We start from the raw sequence: 17376 nt of genomic DNA, 5'->3' as shown, positions 1-17376 counted from the left end.
CTCAAAATTATGATTCGGAAACCCGCGCAACAATCGCCCGATGTCGGGGACTGGTGGGGGTAATGATCGGTGCTTGAAACCCCGCTTCAACTAATGCCTGTTCGATATCGAGAGTAAAATATTGATCGAGATAGGGTTCGGTACTCTTGAGTAAGGTGAGGACATAAGGGGGCATTTTTCGATAAATTTCCGAGCGCGGATTCATATCCATCAGCGTCAAATAACCCCCCGATCGCAATAAACGACGCGCTTCGGCGAAAATTTCTCTAGTAGCCTGTTGGGGTAGTTCGTGAAACATTAAAAACGAAGATACCAGATCGTAGGACTGACTGGGTAATTGAGTTTTTTCCGCAGCCGCGTGTTGCCATTGAATCGTCTTTTGTTTTTGTTGAGCCTGGTATTGAGCAACTGCTAAATAGTAGGGAGAGAGATCCAACCCAGTTACCCGCGCTTGCGGATAAGTATCTTGCAGCGCGAAGCTACTCATGCCGACACTACAGCCTAAATCGACAATATCGTTAATTTTTGCCTTGATTTGCTCTTTTAATATCCGGTGATATTCCCGTCGCAATCGCGGGTCGCCGTCCATCCCCGCCCCGGGCCAGATGGTAGAATGGACAGCATAGGCGGCAGATTCTACCTCAAAAGCTGGCAACCAGTCTAAATTGCCCTTTTCGTAAGCGTGGAAAGAACAAACGTAGTATTCGGGATAGACGAGATCGGGATTTTCTACCGCTTGCAGTTCCCAACTCCAATCCCGTTGCTGCCATTGTTTGACGGTTTCTCGCCAAGGTACGCCTAGTTTTTCGGCTCTTTTAATCATCATATTGCGGGCCTGATAGCGAGCGATGTCAAAAAGCGGTTTTATGCCGAGAATACGGTTAACTAGACCAGAAACAGGATTAAAGGAGGCCGGAACGGGTGTAACTGTCATAGAAAAGCTTCGATCGTAAATTTTCCCTTTTTTATCTTATAACAGTGATCAGTCATCAGTAATCAGTAATCGGTGAAAAAACAGCACTGTCACCGCCATTTAATACTACTCAGTTAATACCACTCACTGAAAACTCACATCTGATAACTGTTGACTGATAAAAGCAAAAAGCTCCCTAACCCCCATCTTGCCAATTTTTAAGTAGGTAGGTGTTGAAAACTTTCAGATGCCCCCCTTATTAAGGGGGGATTAAGGGGGGATCGGCATCCCCCTTAATAAAGGGGGACTAAGGGGGGATCGGCACCCCCTTATTAAGGGGGAATCCATCTTCAATTTAATTATAACCAGCTACTTATTATGAGAACAATCGCTGAAATCAACGACAAGATCGCTAAAAAAACTGCTGTAGTCTGGACAGTAGAGGAATTAAAAAGCCGCGTGAGCGAAATGGGAATTAAGGAGGTTTTTTCCCAAGTAGATGTGGTTTGTACGGGAACTTTTGAACCGATGGAATCTTCGGGGGCAATTATTAATTTAGGTCAGACGGATCCGCCGATAAAAATTCGTCAATGTTGGTTAGATGGGATTCCTGCTTATGCTGGTTTTGGGGCGGTGGATTTATACTTAGGAGCCAGCGCTATTAGTGATCTAGCGGCCAAAAATGAGAATTTAGAGGGAGAAAATCCCGAAAGGGGCGGCGGACATATTATTGAGGATTTAATCGCTGGAAAATCGATTCAATTGCGCGCTGTCGGCCAAGCCACTGATTGTTATCCTCGCACTTCTTTTGAAACGATTATTTCTAAGGATACTATCAATCAATTTTATCTTTTTAATCCTCGCAATCTCTACCAGAATTTTATCGTCGGAGTCAATGGAGGAGAGCGGACTTTATATACTTATTTAGGACCACTACAGCCACGATTAGGTAATGCAGTGTATTCTAACCCCGGGGCAATTTCTCCCCTGTTAAATGACCCAGATTTAGAGGCTATAGGCATCGGTACGCGCATTTTTTTGGGAGGAGGAATCGGTTATATTGCCTGGGAAGGAACCCAACATTTTCCCCTGCAAAAACGCCTACAAAATCGAACTCCTATTGGCCCAGCTTCCACCTTAGCCTTAATTGGGGATGCTAAACAAATGAATGCTCGCTGGGTGCGGGGTTGTTATTTCAAAAATTATGGGGCTTCTTTAATGTTAGGGGTAGCAGTACCGATTCCGATTTTAAGCGAGGAAATCGTTCGACATTGTGCGGTAAAAGATGAGGAAATTGTCGCCCCAGTGGTAGATTTTTCCATTCCCCGGCGAGTCCGTCCTACCTTTGGTTTAATCACCTACGCTAAACTAAAAAGCGGTCGGATTATGATCGAGGGAAAAAGTGTGAGGGTGGCTCCTTTGGCCAGTATTTCCCTGTCCCGGGAAGCCGCTTTAGAATTAAAAGCACTGATCGAATCGGGAGAATTTACCCTCACAGAACCCGTGGCAAAAATTAATCTAGAGCGGACTTTTATTCCCCAGGATCGTTGGGGCGGAAAATTATCAATTGAGTGAGGAGTTAAGGGATTGCGTGCAGGTGGCACAACTACAATTAAGATGACGTAAAATCGGATTTTCTTCCCCGGTTGTCTTGCCGATAATCATGTCACCTAAGTTCTCGGTATTGAAACTAGGATGAAAGGACTCTGGGGCAGCTTGTACGGAGTTAGTGGTAACTAATAGGGTTAATAAACTAGCGGAAGCAGTGGCAAGAATAACGACTTTTTGATTCATAAGTTTGCGGGAATTATTAGCAATGAATACCACTGATTATAACACTGCCCCCTGCCGATCGCCTCCGTTAACGACCTAAAAGATTGGCAATATCAGCACATCCCCCCGGAATAGTTGCTCGCGACTTTTCCCCACACCAACGACAACAATAGTGACGTTGTTCCTCGCTCATATTTTTCACCCCGGTAAAATTGACATTTTCTACCACTGCTCCCGTGTGTTCTCCGCTGTCATAATTGGGGGGAACGGTACGACTGCGGGGGGTAGCATTTTCTAGGGAACCATAAAATAAACGCATCCCTTTGATATCTGCCCCTCTTAAATTAGCTTCGTAGAGAATTGTCCGCGATACATTTGCTTTCACCAAATCGCTATAACTTAAATCGGCCCGCACCATATTCGCTTCGCTTAAATCCGTCCAGCGCAGATCCTGCTCAGAAATGTCAGCCCCTGCTAACATTACCCCCAATTGTACTACTCTTGTACCGAACTCTCGATCCTCCGCATAACCCCCTTCCCCGTCTAGAATCGGTCGGCCTAGATAACGATCGCGTTTAATCGGTGATAATAGCCGCGATTGACTCAAAAAACGCAGTATTTTCGCTTTCCCAGAGGCATCGACACTGCTGAGGATAGAAGCGGTGCGACCTTCTGCGATCGCTCTTTCCTGGGGCCAATCTTCTAAAAATCCCTCCTCATCCAAGGCTAGATCGGAAATCCCCTGAAAATAGGAATCGATCGTCTGTTGTTGGGTAATGCGATTTTGCTGTATGGTTAAATCCTTAGAAATAACGTACTGTTCCCAGGCCACATAGACAGCTAACACGGCGATCATAATCTGTCCCAAGGCCCCCACCCACTCGGCCCAGGAACCGAACTCATCGTATTTAAAACTCTCCAACCATCGCAATATGCGATCATAAACCCCTAAATATTTCCCTAATCCGGCCAGAGCAGCTATAAAAACGATAAAAGCGAAAACCGTCTGACGTTCAGAGGGGGTGAGATAATGGGCGATCCACTGGCGAATAGAGGGCAAAATCACCTGTAAAGATATTAATATCGCTACTATCGCCCCAGAAAAGCCTAACCAGTCCCAGCTAAAGACCAGGCCGATGGTCATCACCATCAGGGGGGCCAACAGTAACCCCGCGTTACCCGGCCGAAGATCTTTTAATAGTAGGATGCGCTGACGCAGAGGATTACGCGAAGATAAAGAGGAGACGTATTCGGAGGCATCGGGGGGCGATAAACTGGTTTTACCGTTATTTTCGGGGTTATCGGCCCTATTTTCTGCGGCGAGTTTTTCTGGGTCTTTGCGATCGCTCATATTAATCCTTGTCAAGAGAAAATAATTCCACACCGAAAACTGAGGCGAAAACCCTCGATAAATCTTGCTGTACTTGCATAAGACTAATATTAGGCAGAAACTGCTGTAAACTGCCCACGGGTTTATTAGCAATCCCACAGGGAATAATTTCGGCAAAACCGCTTAAATCCGGACAAACATTAATGGCAAAACCATGATAGGTAATCCAACGACTAACTTTAATACCGATCGCCGCTATTTTATACCCTTCTACCCATACCCCCGTCAGGCCCGCGATTCTTTCCCCCGACAATCCATAAATAGCGATAGTTTGCAGGATGACTTCTTCTAATTGTCGCAAATACCAGTGTAAATCCTGCTGATAATAGCGCAAATTGAGGATCGGATAGCCCACTAACTGCCCCGGACAGTGATGGGTGACTTCTCCTCCTCGCTCGATTCGGTACACTTCTTTATCGGTTTTGTCAAGATTAAATTTAATAAACTTAATATCTGAACCAGTACCGAGGGTGTAAACGGGGGGATGTTCCAGTAGGAGCAGCACATCGGGTAAGTCAGGATCGGCAATTCTCGCCGCCACCAGCGATCGCTGTTGCGCCCAGGCCAGAGAATAGGGGGTAATTGCCTGAATTTTCAGCCCACAGAGACGAGGTATTTTTTGAGCATTCATTGCGAGATGTGTCAAAATATTTAAGAAATGTAAAGGAGCGCAAAGGAAGATTAAAAGAAGAGAAGATATAGATGTTGGGGAGAATACTAAGTGCTAATCTAAGGATATCCCATCTATTCGGATGTTAACCGTCCCACAGGAGAAACAATCACCGGATTCTCTTGCTGGCGGCGAAAATCGGTTTCTTTAAATAAAAGTTAACAGAACTTCGCACTTCTGTTAAGAAAAGGTTGAGAGAAACTTGTTAGAATAGAGGTAAATAAATCTAGTTGCAAATAGGCGCTCGACCCGATGAATTTTCCGCGCGATCCGACAAAAAAAAGAGAACGAAAACACCGACAATATCTAGACTGTGACCTCTGACAACAGCGCGATCGAGCGGATTTTTGAGGATTAAATTCCTAGCATCAACATCCCTTAAAAATAGTTGATGTGGACGGTCTATAGCAAAACTTTTAGATGGAGTAGTGAGTATGAAGCTATTGATTCAGGGCAATAATATCGCTGTCACCGAAGCTATTCATGATTATGTCGAACAAAAGCTGGAGAAAGCGGTGAAACATTTTAACGGCATAACCACAAAAGTTGATGTTCACCTCTCCGTGGAAAAGAATGCACGCATTCCCGATCGCCACAAAGCGGAAGTAACGGTTTATGCTAATGGAACAGTGATTCGCGCTCAAGAAGGAAGCGAAAATTTGTACGCAAGTATTGATTTAGTTTCTGATAAAATCGCTCGTCAACTCCGCAAGTATAAAGAGAGACTGGTGGATCATCGCACCAACGCCACCGTTAAAACTAGCGAGGTGGTGCAAGAGAAACCCTTAGATGATAACCTAATTGGCGATCGCACTCCCGAATTACCTGCGGAAGTAGTGCGGATGAAATACTTTGCTATGCCACCGATGACTATTGAGGAAGCACTAACACAATTGCAATTAGTCGATCACGATTTCTTTATGTTCTGCAACAAAGACACTAACGAAATCAACGTTATCTATCAACGCAATCACGGCGGTTTTGGTGTTATTCAACCCCGTCCCGTTAACGTAAATGGCAAAGAATCCAATTAACAGTTAGCGACCACAAATAAAACTAAAGACTGGAGAAATTCTCCAGTCTTTTTCTCATCTAACCAAGATTAACTTTCACCACTTTATTTTTTTCTGCCACCGCTTTCGGGAGGGTGAGATAAAGAATACCGTCTTGATAGTTAGCGGTAACTTGGCTATTTTGCACCTCTACTGGCAGGGTAATCAAGCGACTAAATTTACCATAATAAAATTCGCTGTTTTCTACCTCGGCAGCGCGTTGACGTTGCCCATTAATAGCCACCATTTGTTTGCTAACCTCCACATCTATATCTTTAATATCCACACCGGGTAATTCGATTTTTAATTCTACGGAATCCTCGTTAACAGAGATTTCCACCGGGGGACGAGATACCGATGAAGTTGTCGGTAATACTTCTTGAAAAAGTTGATCGATTTGACGTTGAACAGAATTAATTTCTAGGAAGGGAGAATAAAGAGTGAAAGCCATAGTAATAATTTCCTTGAGAGGTTTTCTCTGACTGCGATTACCTCTATCTTAAGCAACTAACTCGGCTTACACAAGGCGGTTTTCAGGAAATAAAAAGTCGCAATAACCGATACAGTTATCAGTTATCAGTTATCAGTGGGGTGTGGGGTGTGGGGTGTGGGGAGCAAAAAACCGACGGCTGACGGCTAAAATCACTGTTATAACCATTGTTGTAATTCTGGCCAACCCAAACCCTGACGCACGATATCCGGTTGATCGCTGGTAAAATCAACAATTGTTGACACTTCCGAACCGGGAGCCGAACCATCTTCGATAATTAAATCAACTATATGATCGAGGGCATCGAATAGCCTAGGGGTTTCTAATCCCTTGGTGGGAAAATCCCCCTCCTGATCGGGAAGATGGGCAGAACTAGAGATAATAGGATTTTCTAGGGTTTCGAGAATAGTGCGACAGATAACGTGATCGGGAACCCGGATACCAGTGGTTTTCCGCTTCGGATTCATCACCACTTTCGGCACTAATTTAGTCGCCGGTAAGAGAAAAGTGTAGGGACCGGGTATAACTCGTCGCATAATCTTATAGGCATAATCGCTGACCACTGCGTACTCGGAAATATTCGACAAAGAAGAACAGAGAAACGTCAAGGGTTTATCATTAGATAGTTGCTTGATTTGGCGAACTCGTTCGACGGCGGATTTCACATTGAGATCGCAACCGATCGCATAGACGGTATCGGTAGGATAAAGCATAATTGCCCCATTTTTCAGGGCATGACAGATTTCTTGGATAGAACGTTGTTGGGGATTTTCCGGATGGAGAGAGTAAATAGTAGCCATGATAGCAAAATCGTCGCCTATTGGGATTGTCCCACGGGAATTGCCGGGGATATGTGTTTAGGGGCGTTAGTAGATTTAGGAGTCCCCTTAGAATACCTGATTGCACAACTAAAAACTTTAGGAATTGAGGATGAATATCAGTTAAGGGCCGAAAAAGTGCATCGTCGCGGTCAAATTGCTACTAAGGTTCACGTCGATGTCACTGCCGAGAAGTCTGCTGATCATCACCACCATCACCATCATACCCCCGCTCGCCATTTACCGGAGATTGAAAATTTAATTAAACAGGCAAATTTACCCCAGAAAGTCCAAGAATGGAGTTTAGCGGTTTTTCAACAACTTGCGATCGCAGAAGGGGCTGTTCACGGGATCGCACCGGAAAAAGTGCATTTTCACGAAGTCGGGGCAACCGATGCCATTATTGATATCGTCGGGACTTGTTTGGGTTTGGATTGGCTATCGGTGAGTGAATTATACTGTTCTTCTCTACCCACCGGCGGCGGTACAGTTCAGGCCGTCCATGGTCGTTTACCGGTTCCTGTGCCAGCAGTAGTACAATTGTTCAGTCAGGGACAAGTACCAATTTATAGTAATGGCATCGAAGGGGAGTTAGTAACACCCACGGGGGCAGCTATTGTGACAACTTTAGCTAAAAGTTTCGGTAAACCGCCGAAAATGCAGTTAGAAAAGGTCGGTTTAGGAGCAGGGACAAAAGATTTACCGATTCCCAATCTTGTCCGGCTTTGGTTAGGGAAAAAAGAATCAGAAAAGCTAGATGAAAGCGAAACCGTGGCAGTTTTAGAAACTCAAATTGATGACTTAAATCCGCAAGCGATCGCCTACTTAAGCGAGTCTTTATTACAAGTGGGTGCCTTGGATGTATTTAGTCAAGCAATTACTATGAAAAAATCCCGTTTGGGAATACTTTTGACAGTAATTTGTGCCTTGGATAAAATTGCTATTTGTGAAAATATGATCTTTCAGGAAACCACAACTTTAGGCATTAGAAGGACAATTCAAGAGCGATCAATCTTAAAAAGAGAGATACAATCGATCGATACTGTCTATGGACAAATTCGGCTAAAAGTTGCCTATAAAGAGTCAATTAATCAACCGATTACCGTACAACCAGAATACGAAGATTGTGCCGCAATTGCCCGTCAGCATCATCTACCTTGGCGATTTGTTCATCAAATGGCCTTGGCTATTTGGCAAGAAAATACTTCTGACTGAATAAAGAGGATATTTATTATGTTTTGTCGAGCAATTTAGGAGTAAGCATTAGCTATCAAAGAAAACGGGTTTCCTAAAGAAACTCGTTTTTTTTATAGAAACCAACCTACGAGGCGATGCTAAACAAATTGAAAGTAATAACTGGTTAACGCAATACTGATGTTATCTTGAACGACTCCAATTAAGTCACCGCTTTGATAGATGGCTGTATCTAAAGCAGAACCACCGACCCCCCAATTTGCATACGATAGGCTAAGTGTACGAGTATTCTTAATTCGAATATAGTCGTTTGCCCCGTTATAGTCAGTAATAAGGGCATAGCCACCACCTTGATAATAGTTACCAGCACTTTCACCTAGTACAAAAATGTCCAATCCAGACCCTCCAACTAAGGTGTCATACTCAAGACTGTTAAAAGCTCGAGATGTAGAGCCGGTTAAGCGATCATTACCAATGCCACCACTTAGACTATCATTCCCGAATCCCCCTAATAAGGTATCATTTCCCGACCATCCATAAAGACGATCATTGTCGTTGCCACCGTCAATATAATCATTGTTGGTATTACCCCAGATGGTATCATTGCCACCATAACCATAGGCATAAAGTTGTTGACTTCCTGTATAGTTGTAGTAGTCTGCAAGATTTGTACCGTAGTAAGTAGCCATGACTTAATCCTCCTGTCTACTATCCATTTTTAATAAACATCATAACACTCTAATCCTCTCCCAGACTGTATCATACGCTGACAAATTAATAAATCTTTACATTTATCTCCTTGGTCGGGGAGACACGGGGATGATGACAGAGAACTCTTGAAAGAACGTAGAACGTAGGTTTGGTTGAAGCATGAAACCCAACGCCCGCTCATGTTACGCTACCGCTAACCCATCCTACAAATAATTGTTCCTCCCTAGTTATATCCATTGTTCAAAAGCTATTTTCAGGAAGATAATCCCACTTTAAAACCTGTTCTTGGCTAAAAGGACAATCAACTGGAAAAGTTTCTTTTGGTCAATTAGTTTCATTTACCGTCCCTCGCACTGCTTTTTGATAACATTCTGCGAAAATATCGGCTAAATAGGGTTTTAAGCTAGGACTATCCCTGAAAATAAGCTCTAATTGTTCTCTTTGCTCATCAATGGTATTTATCCAGCTATTAGTCCGTTTTTCTGGTTGATATTGCCATTTAAGTAAGTGCATCAAGAGAACTTTTAAACGGACGAATACCTCCCGTCTATTATTACGTCCCATATCGGATATTTCTTCGATTAAGTTATCTAAATCGAGTGCCTCTAAATTGCCCTTTTTTAAGTGATTTACGGTTTGCTCAAGCCACAAATTAAAATCAGTTTCATAAAGCTGAGATAATTTAGTTTTCATAATGAGAACGTTTCTTCTATTCTATCTTTACGTTGTGCCTATCTTAATGGTGTCTTGTCTAGATGATATTTTTACAAATATGAGATGCACCCACCCGTTTTCTAGATATAGCAAGGTTTTGAATATTCTAAAGGAATTAGGTTGTGTAGGTTTTCTCTAGACTATTATTGCGCTCAAACCAATCTTAGGAGACGATGCTAAACTGGTTTCAATGTAGACGGTTTCACTGACAAAAGGTTCTAAAATTTATTGGTTCCTTATTTTACATCCTTCAGTCCTTTTGACAGTTTCCCTAGCCATAGGCCTACATTGGTTTCATTCCCTAGTAACCGCAACTATAAACAATGAGGTGGCTAGGGATGCAGGGAGGAAATTAAAGGGAAACTTTCTTATTTCCAGTATCTTGAAATTTTGACGAATGGTTTGAGTTAACCATCTATGGTCAAACCCTTTATGGTCTGCAACACCTTCACCTCTTCCGTGAACAGGCAGTTTATCCAACTGGTATAGTCCCGCCCAAAAAGTTTCTTCCAGGGTATATCCCCTAGCGAATCCATTTCTAGCATATCCAGTTATAAACGAACCAATATTTTTAATCCAAATAATAGGTCCTATTTCGACAGGGACGGAGGCAATCAGGAGTTGAGGTTTTACAGTATCTGCTAAAAACTCTATCAGTCTGACTAGATCTCGCTCCGGTAGGTGTTCAAATGTTTCCAGAGCAGTGACAATATCAGGCTCAGGTATACGACTGTAAACTTCCCTGTCTAAGGCAGAACCCAAAATATTATGAAAATTGTTTTTTTCACCATATCTTTCGCAGGCAGTTTCATGCCACTCTTTAAACAATTCTATCCCCCAGTAATCGATATTAAATTTTTCATCCAATGTTGAAAAAGTTCGACCAAAGCCACTGCCTATGTCTAGGATTTTTATAATCTTTCCTTGTCTTGAAGTATTCACTTGAAAGTTGTTTATTGTCTGTACAAGATTTTTATACCTCAAAGAATGTAGGTATCGGTTAATTAAGTTAAAATCTTGGTTTTTTTCGTATTGGGATTCTGGTTTTTTATTTTCAGTCTGGAGTTTCATAATATCCTCTCAAAGACATATGGGCTGATTTACTTGGTTAAATTACAAAACTAATCAGGTAGGCTAATTCAAGTTTGAAGTGCACAGCTGACTGGTTGAAGACTACCTACTAGGGGTGGGGATAGTCAGGAACTTTTCCCAGTCGATGGTTGATTAACTCCGTCAATCGGTACATCTCAGCGTGCTTGCGGCTTTCGTAAGGTTGGGCTGAACGACAGCGCAACGTGACTCTCAGTGGAGACCCAAAAAAACGACATATACTACCTTGCTCACACATTGTATTCTAAGATACAATTTAATAAATCTTTACATTTATCTCCCTGGCCGGGGAGACACGGGGATGGTGACTGAGCAAGAAACAAAGTTTGTAACGCTATTCGCCATTTAGGAGCAAGCAAGATGAAATTTAAGCTATTTTCCCAAGTGTTTTTAACAGAAGATATTCCCGAATATGGTTTAAAAAAAGGGGCTCTTCGGTTTGTGTTATGCAATGGACGGGGGTTATAAGGGATGGAACCCCTATATAGAAAGGCATTTAGCGATTTTTGTCAATTATTTTCTATCTAGAGTGAACTAATCAATTAAATCCCTTGCCAGATAAGGATTTAGTCGATTTATGCCCCCCTATCGAACCATACCAAGTAACGAAGAGCCAAAAAAGGAAGTATTGGCACAATTGTTGAATATTATCAGAAGCCCGAAGGTGAGGAAGATGGATACAGTTTAGAAGGCTTGATTTTCCAAGATACAGCAGAGGTAGCAGAATCACAAATTGAATTATTGGTTACACCTGCACTAAGTTATCAGTCTGGTTAATTTTTTCGAAAGAGAGATTTATTGGCTCTTCTCGACTTTGTGTGATAAGTTCAACTTATATAGTAGTGATCGATCTTTGTGTCCTTTGTGTCTCTGTGGTTCGTTCCACTTAGTCGCCTGCAAGACTGTATCTTAGAATACATTTTACTCACCAAACCTGGGGGAGCCATTTATATTTCCCTAATTTTGTTTCTAGCATCGTAATTTTTGCTATCTGTCAACCTAAATTTAACCAATAAAATAAGGACGCTGCCAATTGCGTCCTCAAGGTATCTGGAAAAGGCTTTTTTCCTAGACTTTCCGAGAGTAGTATTCCACTACTAACAGTTCATTAATCGAGAGGGCAATCCATTCTCTTTCCACAACGCCATTCACTTTGCCCACGAGGGTGTTTTTGTCAAATTCCAAATGACTCGGCAGATTGGCTAAACCGGGGTATTCCATATTTCTTTTGACTAGATCCTGGGAACGCTCTTGATTTCTGACTCCAATCACATCACCCGGACGGCACTGATAACTAGCAATATCCACAACTCTACCGTTAACGGTGACGTGACCGTGATTGACTAATTGTCGCGCCCCCGGAATTGTCCCGGCCATACCGAGACGGAAAACGGTATTATCCAGACGCATTTCTAAGAGTTGCAGCAGCACTTGACCGGTGGAACCAGTAGCCCGGCGAGCTTTGCGGACATAGCGAACTAATTGTTTTTCGCTGACACCGTAGTTGAAACGCAGTTTTTGTTTTTCTTCTAGACGAATGGCATATTCTGAACGTTTTTTGCGGGCCTGGCCATGTTGCCCGGGTGCATAGGCACGACGGGCATTTTTACGGGTTAGGCCCGGTAATTCCCCTAAACGACGCACAACGCGCAAGCGCGGTCCTCTATAACGAGACATACAAACAGTCTGCTCCTATTTAAATTTATCCCAAAACTATCATCATAGCACAAATTAAGTAATTTAGTTGGGGTGTGGGGTGTGGGGTGTGGGGAGAATAAATAGAAATAGTCTCGGAGTCTCCTGTCTCGGAGTCTCCTGACTCCTGACGACCGGCTCCTATCTCCTGACGGCAGCTGATGTATTTTTTTCATTAAAGATGAGGCTAATCTCCGCCATCTTAGGGCATACTGTGAGTGTAACGAAGCACTATATTATTCAGGTTGCTTTCCCACTCCTTCCCTAGCTGAATCTCTATCTTGGAGAAGCCATTAGTCATGATCGAAATGAAAGTCGCTGGAATTGCCCTAGACGCTATCACTCGCAGTCCCATTGTACTGCTGAAGGATGGTTCCGAGCGTCGCGCCCTACCTATCTACATCGGACAAGATCAGGCTAAGGCCATTATCACCGTCCTCGAACAACAAAGACCCCCTCGTCCTCTTACCCACGATTTGATCGTTAATATTTTTAAAGCTTGGGACATGGATTTAGAAAAGATTATCATCCATTCTCTCCAAGACAATACTTTTTATGCTGTTCTCTGTCTCCAGCGCGGCGAAGTCAAAAAAGAAATCGATTGTCGTCCCAGTGATGCGATCGCTATTGCCCTGCGTACCAACAGTCCCATCTGGGTAATGGAAGAAGTGATCGCTTCTGCCTCTATTCCTGTTGATCGTGATGCGGATGAAGAGGAACGTCAAGCTTTTCGCAATTTCGTCTCCAATCTTAGCCCCTCAGACCTGATCCAACGTCGCGGTGATTTTAGTGATCAGTGATCTTGAAGCGGTCAGCCGTCGGCTAGATAAAAATGATAGTAACAGGGAAATTACGGCGGATTCAGGCTTAGTCTGGTAGATATTCTAAGTGGGAAGGCTTATCTAATCAGGAGTTGTCTGTGCCAGATGGATAAGCTGTACTGAATTTAAACTGCGTATTGAAATTTTTAGTACAAATGCTCAAACTGCCTCTCCCTGCTCCGCAGCTCTGGCGCTCCCTTGCAGTCTTAACGAGTATAGTCATTTCAAATAAGTGTGATACAGTCTAGACCGACAAAATCCTTAAAAACTCTGGGATTGATATTCTCAATTTTAATTGAAATGACTATAACTCTATAGTCATCGACTCGAAGCTTGAAAAGACCAGTCAAATTAGCACTGAAAGCTTGAGGACTAAAATTGGCAAAATTGTCCGACAACAGGCGAACTTTACCGAAAATTTGCTCTTGAATAATTGCAGGGAGTGCTGCTAAACCAGCGATTGCTTCGGCTGTAAATTCTACCAAGTAGGCTATTACCAATTTAAGCCTAGTTTTTTAGCTACTTCCTCGGCTGAAATCTCCCTTTCTCCCTTTTCAGTCTGTCTTAGAGAGTCAAGAAATTGCTGCTTAATTTCAAGTTTCACTTTTTTGTCTTGGTCAGACTCGAGTAGGATAGATTGGATAGTTTCAGCAACTATAACTGAACTTCCCCCATACATATATACTATAATAGCCGAAAACCCTTATCCATCAATGGATACGCCCCTTAACTTTTCTTAATGTACCCATGTAATTTGTAACATTTCTTAATGGACAAGAATTCTCTCTATTTGCTAGAATGATAGCCATGTATATAGAAAAAGTTCCTAACCGTAATTCCCCCCCCGCCGTTCTTCTTCGGGAGTCCTACCGAGAAGGAGATCAAGTCAAAAAAAGAACCCTGGCCAATCTCTCAAAATTACCCGATGATATTATCGACAATCTGAAACTGGCTCTTAAAGGCGCAACACTGTCCATGACTGAAGGCATTCCCAATCATTTTGAAGTGATTAGAAGTCTTCCTCATGGTCATGTAATGGCTATTTTAGAGACGATTAAAAAATTAGGTTTAGATAAAATAATCAGTGAAAAATCCTCACGAATCAGAAACTTAGTGGTGGCGATGATTGTGGCAAGAATCATCAATCCTAAATCGAAACTAGCCACAGCGAGAGGGTTTAATAGCGAGACTTGTAGTCAGAGTTTAGGACAATTGTTAGACTTAGAGAAAGCCGATGAAGACGAATTATATAACGCCTTAGATTGGTTATTAGAAAAACAAGAGAAAATTGAGAAGCACCTAGCAATTAAACACTTAGAATCAGGAACATTAGTCTTGTATGATGTCACTTCTACCTACCTAGAAGGAAATGGTTGTGAACTGGGAAAATATGGTTATAACCGAGATAAAAAGAAAGGGAAAACTCAGATAGTTTTTGGTCTGCTCTGTTCAGCCAAGGGTTGTCCGATAGCGGTAGAAGTATTTGAAGGAAACACTTCAGACGGTGCTACTTTAAGCGGACAAATTGAGAAAGTCAGAAAGGGTTGGGGGATTGAGAATGTTGTCTGGGTAAGCGATAGAGGAATTTTAACCAACTCGAAAATCAACGAATTAGTAAAACCCATAGAAGGATTAGACTATATTACTGGTTTAACTAAGCCTCAAATTCGGAAACTGGCTGAGGTAGAAGTGATTCAATTAGGATTATTTGATCAGGTAAACTTGGTGGAATTTGAGAGTGAAGATTATCCCGATGAAAGATTAATTGCTTGTCGGAATCCCTTAATCGCCCAGAAAAATCAACTACAAAGAGAGGCATTATTAGAAGCGGTAGAGAAGGAACTAGATTTGATTGTTCAGGCGACTCAAAGGGAGAAAAGAGCTTTAAAGGGTCAAGATAAGATAGCTTTGAGAGTGGGCAAGGTTCTTAATCAGTTTAAGGTCAATAAATACTATAACCTAGAGATAACAGAGGAAGGCTTTTCTTATCAGCGTCAGCGGGAATTAATCGCTCAAGAAACGGCTTTGGATGGTGTGTATGTGTTAAGAACTTCTCTGGAGTCAACTTTGATGGATGCAGCGACGACGGTTAAAGCTTATAAAAGTTTGTCTCAAGTGGAGGAGGCATTTCGCTGTTATAAGTCAATTGATTTAAAGGTACGTCCTATCTATCATTATCAGGGTGATAGAGTCAAAGCTCATATCTTTTTATGTATGTTGGCTTATTATGTGGAATGGCATTTAAAACAGTGCTTGGCTCCTTTGTTATTTGAGGATGAAGAAATTGATGATGGTTCTCTGAATGTGATTAAAGCGAGTCGCAGTGAATCCGCTCAGTCTAAAGAGAGAAAAAAACGGAATCAAGAGAACCTCCCTGTGCATAGCTTTCGGACTTTGTTGGAAGACCTGGGGACAATTTGCTTGAATACAGTGGAATGTACGATTAGGGAGGGAAGTTATCGTTTTTCTAAGATAACTCGACCGACCCAACTGCAACAAAAAGCGTTAGATTTATTGGGAGTTTCCCTGATTTGTACCCAGTAACGTGGCGGCGGAAATTCTCTTAATCCCTCCTACAGCATAGGTTATGGCCTTTTGTCAACGGGGAAGTCCAGCTATAATCTTCTCAAAGCAACGATTGGCTCTAATTTAGCGGCACGATGAGCGGGAACAACACCGAAAATCAGACCGATGGCACTGGAAACTCCTAAAGCGAGAATTATGGCGGGGATTGAGACACTGGTGGTTAAAGCGGCAAAAATTCCCGCTAGATACATTCCTTGAATGCCGACAAAAATGCCGATAATTCCGCCAGTGGTAGCTAAAATCACCGATTCAATGAGGAATTGACCTTTTATATCCCCTTCTTTCGCTCCTAAAGCCTTTCTTAACCCGATTTCTTGGGTTCTCTCCGTGACTGACACGAGCATAATATTCATGACACCGATTCCCCCGACAAAAAGGGAAATACTAGCGATCGAGGCTAACATTCTAGTTAAACTATCGTTAGTTTCTTTGGCCATTTCTAGGATTGCGGTTTGGGGGAAAATCTGCACATAATTCTCGTCGCTGACCTGATGACGCATTTGCAGCAGGTTGCTAATCTGAAACTGGGCGGCTTTAATTTGGCTGGAGTTTTTGGCCAAGACAGAAATATGAGTTAGGGGAATGCCAAAGATAGAGCTGCGGCCTTGAACCCGATTAGACATGGTAGTTAGGGGAATTAAAGCTCGATCATCCTGATTAGCCTCAAATAAGGAGCCTTTCGCCTGTAAAACTCCAATGACTTGAAAACTAAGATTGCCGATGCGAAGATTTTCGCCGACGGGATTGCGATTACCAAAGAAATTTTTAGCTAATTCCGATCCCAAGACAATCACGCGATTATCCCGTTTCAGGTCAGATTCCATAATAAATCTACCTTTAGATAGTTGACGGTTACGCACGTTTAGGTAATCGGCTCCCACCCCGACTAGGGGGCTATTACTGGTTCTATTACCGAAGGATAAGATTGTTTTCCCGCTGAATTCGGGAGAAATGGCGGCAATGGCGGGAACTTGAGATGCGATCGCTTGAGCATCTTCGTAGGTGAGCGGCCGGGGATTAGGAATTGTCCGCCGGACATTGCGCGAGGAGGTGGAAACAAATAAAACATTCGGACCGAGGGCTTCAAACTGCTCTAGGGCGACTTTTTGCGCTCCTTCACCCACTCCCACTAGGGCAATGACGGAGGCGTTACCGATAGCAATTCCCAGCATGGTTAGACCACTACGCAGTTTATTGGCCATCAAAGCGGAAAAAGCCATTTTCAGGTTTTCGAGCATTTCCATGGTTAGTTATATTCAGTAATCAGTAAACAGTAAACAGTAAACAGTAAACAGGGATAAAGATGAAGATATAGCGTTTTTCAGTCTGCTGAGGTACAAAAGTTATGGGTTTTAGGCAAAAGGCAAGAGGCAAAAGGGAAGAAAAACAAGTGTACTTCACTAGCTTAGGAAACGCTATAAATAAATAACTAATTAACT

General features: G+C 42.7%; 16 protein-coding genes and 1 pseudogene. 5 read left to right on the top strand and 12 right to left on the bottom strand.

The window, feature by feature from the left end; all coding sequences use genetic code 11:
- Positions 1-7: 7 nt before the first annotated feature.
- Entirely contained in the window at positions 8-934 is a 927-nt protein-coding gene (locus tag ACQY1Y_RS03310) for a class I SAM-dependent methyltransferase (protein ID WP_430013972.1), read from the bottom strand.
- Positions 935-1291: 357 nt separating this feature from the next.
- Here ACQY1Y_RS03310 and ACQY1Y_RS03305 point away from each other — a divergent pair, with 357 nt between their 5' ends.
- A complete protein-coding gene (locus tag ACQY1Y_RS03305; RefSeq protein ID WP_002737219.1) occupies positions 1292-2488 on the top strand; it encodes a homocysteine biosynthesis protein in 1197 nt (398 codons plus the stop codon).
- Here ACQY1Y_RS03305 and ACQY1Y_RS03300 read toward each other — a convergent pair.
- The 3 genes from ACQY1Y_RS03300 to lipB form a co-directional block, all read right to left on the bottom strand.
- Complete coding sequence (locus ACQY1Y_RS03300; RefSeq protein WP_272016197.1) at positions 2477-2707, bottom strand: hypothetical protein; 231 nt, start codon at positions 2705-2707, stop codon at positions 2477-2479. The two genes, ACQY1Y_RS03305 and ACQY1Y_RS03300, sit on opposite strands and share 12 nt — an antisense overlap.
- Before the next feature lie 67 nt (positions 2708-2774).
- Positions 2775-4037 carry a pentapeptide repeat-containing protein gene (locus tag ACQY1Y_RS03295; protein ID WP_430013971.1) on the bottom strand — a complete coding sequence of 421 codons (1263 nt, stop codon included), beginning with the start codon at positions 4035-4037 and terminating at the stop codon, positions 2775-2777.
- Position 4038: 1 nt separating this feature from the next.
- Positions 4039-4707 carry a lipoyl(octanoyl) transferase LipB gene (gene lipB, locus ACQY1Y_RS03290; protein ID WP_103111625.1) on the bottom strand — a complete coding sequence of 223 codons (669 nt, stop codon included), beginning with the start codon at positions 4705-4707 and terminating at the stop codon, positions 4039-4041.
- A 473-nt stretch (positions 4708-5180) separates the two neighbouring features.
- Between lipB and hpf the strand changes: the two genes are divergently transcribed.
- Positions 5181-5780, top strand: a complete 600-nt coding sequence (gene hpf, locus ACQY1Y_RS03285; protein WP_002735641.1) for a ribosome hibernation-promoting factor, HPF/YfiA family — start codon at positions 5181-5183, stop codon at positions 5778-5780.
- A gap of 58 nt (positions 5781-5838) precedes the next feature.
- Here hpf and ACQY1Y_RS03280 read toward each other — a convergent pair whose 3' ends face one another.
- The gene (locus ACQY1Y_RS03280; RefSeq protein WP_430013970.1) at positions 5839-6249 is read right to left on the bottom strand and encodes an Hsp20/alpha crystallin family protein; all 411 of its coding nucleotides are present in this window, start codon (positions 6247-6249) and stop codon (positions 5839-5841) included.
- A 197-nt stretch (positions 6250-6446) separates the two neighbouring features.
- On the bottom strand, positions 6447-7088 hold the full coding sequence (locus tag ACQY1Y_RS03275; protein WP_002735809.1) for an L-threonylcarbamoyladenylate synthase: 642 nt from the start codon (positions 7086-7088) through the stop codon (positions 6447-6449).
- Between ACQY1Y_RS03275 and larC the strand changes: the two genes are divergently transcribed.
- On the top strand, positions 7065-8321 hold the full coding sequence (gene larC / locus ACQY1Y_RS03270; protein ID WP_430013969.1) for a nickel pincer cofactor biosynthesis protein LarC: 1257 nt from the start codon (positions 7065-7067) through the stop codon (positions 8319-8321). The genes ACQY1Y_RS03275 and larC overlap by 24 nt on opposite strands.
- 119 nt (positions 8322-8440) lie before the next feature.
- On the opposite strand, the gene ACQY1Y_RS03265 is transcribed toward larC, so the two are convergent.
- The 4 genes and pseudogenes from ACQY1Y_RS03265 to rpsD all read right to left on the bottom strand — a co-directional run bounded on the left by ACQY1Y_RS03265 (position 8441) and on the right by rpsD (position 12512).
- On the bottom strand, positions 8441-8989 hold the full coding sequence (locus ACQY1Y_RS03265) for a calcium-binding protein (protein WP_430013968.1): 549 nt from the start codon (positions 8987-8989) through the stop codon (positions 8441-8443).
- Between the two features lie 262 nt (positions 8990-9251).
- Positions 9252-9704: pseudogene (locus ACQY1Y_RS03260) on the bottom strand (DUF29 domain-containing protein).
- Between the two features lie 315 nt (positions 9705-10019).
- Complete coding sequence (locus ACQY1Y_RS03255; RefSeq protein WP_002736571.1) at positions 10020-10796, bottom strand: class I SAM-dependent methyltransferase; 777 nt, start codon at positions 10794-10796, stop codon at positions 10020-10022.
- 1107 nt (positions 10797-11903) lie between these two features.
- Entirely contained in the window at positions 11904-12512 is a 609-nt protein-coding gene (gene rpsD, locus ACQY1Y_RS03250) for a 30S ribosomal protein S4 (protein ID WP_002737433.1), read from the bottom strand.
- A 317-nt stretch (positions 12513-12829) separates the two neighbouring features.
- Between rpsD and ACQY1Y_RS03245 the strand changes: the two genes are divergently transcribed.
- Entirely contained in the window at positions 12830-13330 is a 501-nt protein-coding gene (locus ACQY1Y_RS03245; protein WP_002792488.1) for a bifunctional nuclease family protein, read from the top strand.
- A gap of 245 nt (positions 13331-13575) precedes the next feature.
- Here the strand turns inward: ACQY1Y_RS03245 and ACQY1Y_RS03240 are convergent, their stop codons facing one another.
- Positions 13576-13836, bottom strand: coding sequence for a type II toxin-antitoxin system RelE family toxin (locus ACQY1Y_RS03240; protein ID WP_002737784.1), 261 nt, complete (start codon positions 13834-13836; stop codon positions 13576-13578).
- A gap of 322 nt (positions 13837-14158) precedes the next feature.
- Between ACQY1Y_RS03240 and ACQY1Y_RS03235 the strand changes: the two genes are divergently transcribed.
- Positions 14159-15895: an IS1634 family transposase gene (locus ACQY1Y_RS03235; protein WP_430014637.1), complete on the top strand. Its 1737-nt coding sequence runs from the start codon at positions 14159-14161 to the stop codon at positions 15893-15895.
- Between the two features lie 71 nt (positions 15896-15966).
- Here ACQY1Y_RS03235 and ACQY1Y_RS03230 read toward each other — a convergent pair whose 3' ends face one another.
- The gene (locus ACQY1Y_RS03230) at positions 15967-17181 is read right to left on the bottom strand and encodes an ABC transporter permease (RefSeq protein WP_002752366.1); all 1215 of its coding nucleotides are present in this window, start codon (positions 17179-17181) and stop codon (positions 15967-15969) included.
- Between the last annotated feature and the right edge of the window lie 195 nt (positions 17182-17376).

This window comes from Microcystis ichthyoblabe FBCC-A1114 (genome assembly GCF_050500245.1).
Lineage (GTDB): Bacteria > Cyanobacteriota > Cyanobacteriia > Cyanobacteriales > Microcystaceae > Microcystis > Microcystis ichthyoblabe_A.
Note: the sequence above shows the minus strand (reverse complement) of the source record. Positions and strands in the feature narration are given on the sequence as shown.

Bases quoted from the DNA above. Each gene is read 5' to 3' on its own strand.
- ACQY1Y_RS03310 (WP_430013972.1), bottom strand. From the start codon at position 934: ATGACAGTTACACCCGTTCCGGCCTCCTTTAATCCTGTTTCTGGTCTA.
- ACQY1Y_RS03305 (WP_002737219.1), top strand. From the start codon at position 1,292: ATGAGAACAATCGCTGAAATCAACGACAAGATCGCTAAAAAAACTGCT.
- ACQY1Y_RS03300 (WP_272016197.1), bottom strand. From the start codon at position 2,707: ATGAATCAAAAAGTCGTTATTCTTGCCACTGCTTCCGCTAGTTTATTA.
- ACQY1Y_RS03295 (WP_430013971.1), bottom strand. From the start codon at position 4,037: ATGAGCGATCGCAAAGACCCAGAAAAACTCGCCGCAGAAAATAGGGCC.
- lipB (WP_103111625.1), bottom strand. From the start codon at position 4,707: ATGAATGCTCAAAAAATACCTCGTCTCTGTGGGCTGAAAATTCAGGCA.
- hpf (WP_002735641.1), top strand. From the start codon at position 5,181: ATGAAGCTATTGATTCAGGGCAATAATATCGCTGTCACCGAAGCTATT.
- ACQY1Y_RS03280 (WP_430013970.1), bottom strand. From the start codon at position 6,249: ATGGCTTTCACTCTTTATTCTCCCTTCCTAGAAATTAATTCTGTTCAA.
- larC (WP_430013969.1), top strand. From the start codon at position 7,065: ATGGAGAGAGTAAATAGTAGCCATGATAGCAAAATCGTCGCCTATTGG.
- ACQY1Y_RS03275 (WP_002735809.1), bottom strand. From the start codon at position 7,088: ATGGCTACTATTTACTCTCTCCATCCGGAAAATCCCCAACAACGTTCT.
- ACQY1Y_RS03265 (WP_430013968.1), bottom strand. From the start codon at position 8,989: ATGGCTACTTACTACGGTACAAATCTTGCAGACTACTACAACTATACA.
- ACQY1Y_RS03255 (WP_002736571.1), bottom strand. From the start codon at position 10,796: ATGAAACTCCAGACTGAAAATAAAAAACCAGAATCCCAATACGAAAAA.
- rpsD (WP_002737433.1), bottom strand. From the start codon at position 12,512: ATGTCTCGTTATAGAGGACCGCGCTTGCGCGTTGTGCGTCGTTTAGGG.
- ACQY1Y_RS03245 (WP_002792488.1), top strand. From the start codon at position 12,830: ATGATCGAAATGAAAGTCGCTGGAATTGCCCTAGACGCTATCACTCGC.
- ACQY1Y_RS03235 (WP_430014637.1), top strand. From the start codon at position 14,159: ATGTATATAGAAAAAGTTCCTAACCGTAATTCCCCCCCCGCCGTTCTT.
- ACQY1Y_RS03230 (WP_002752366.1), bottom strand. From the start codon at position 17,181: ATGGAAATGCTCGAAAACCTGAAAATGGCTTTTTCCGCTTTGATGGCC.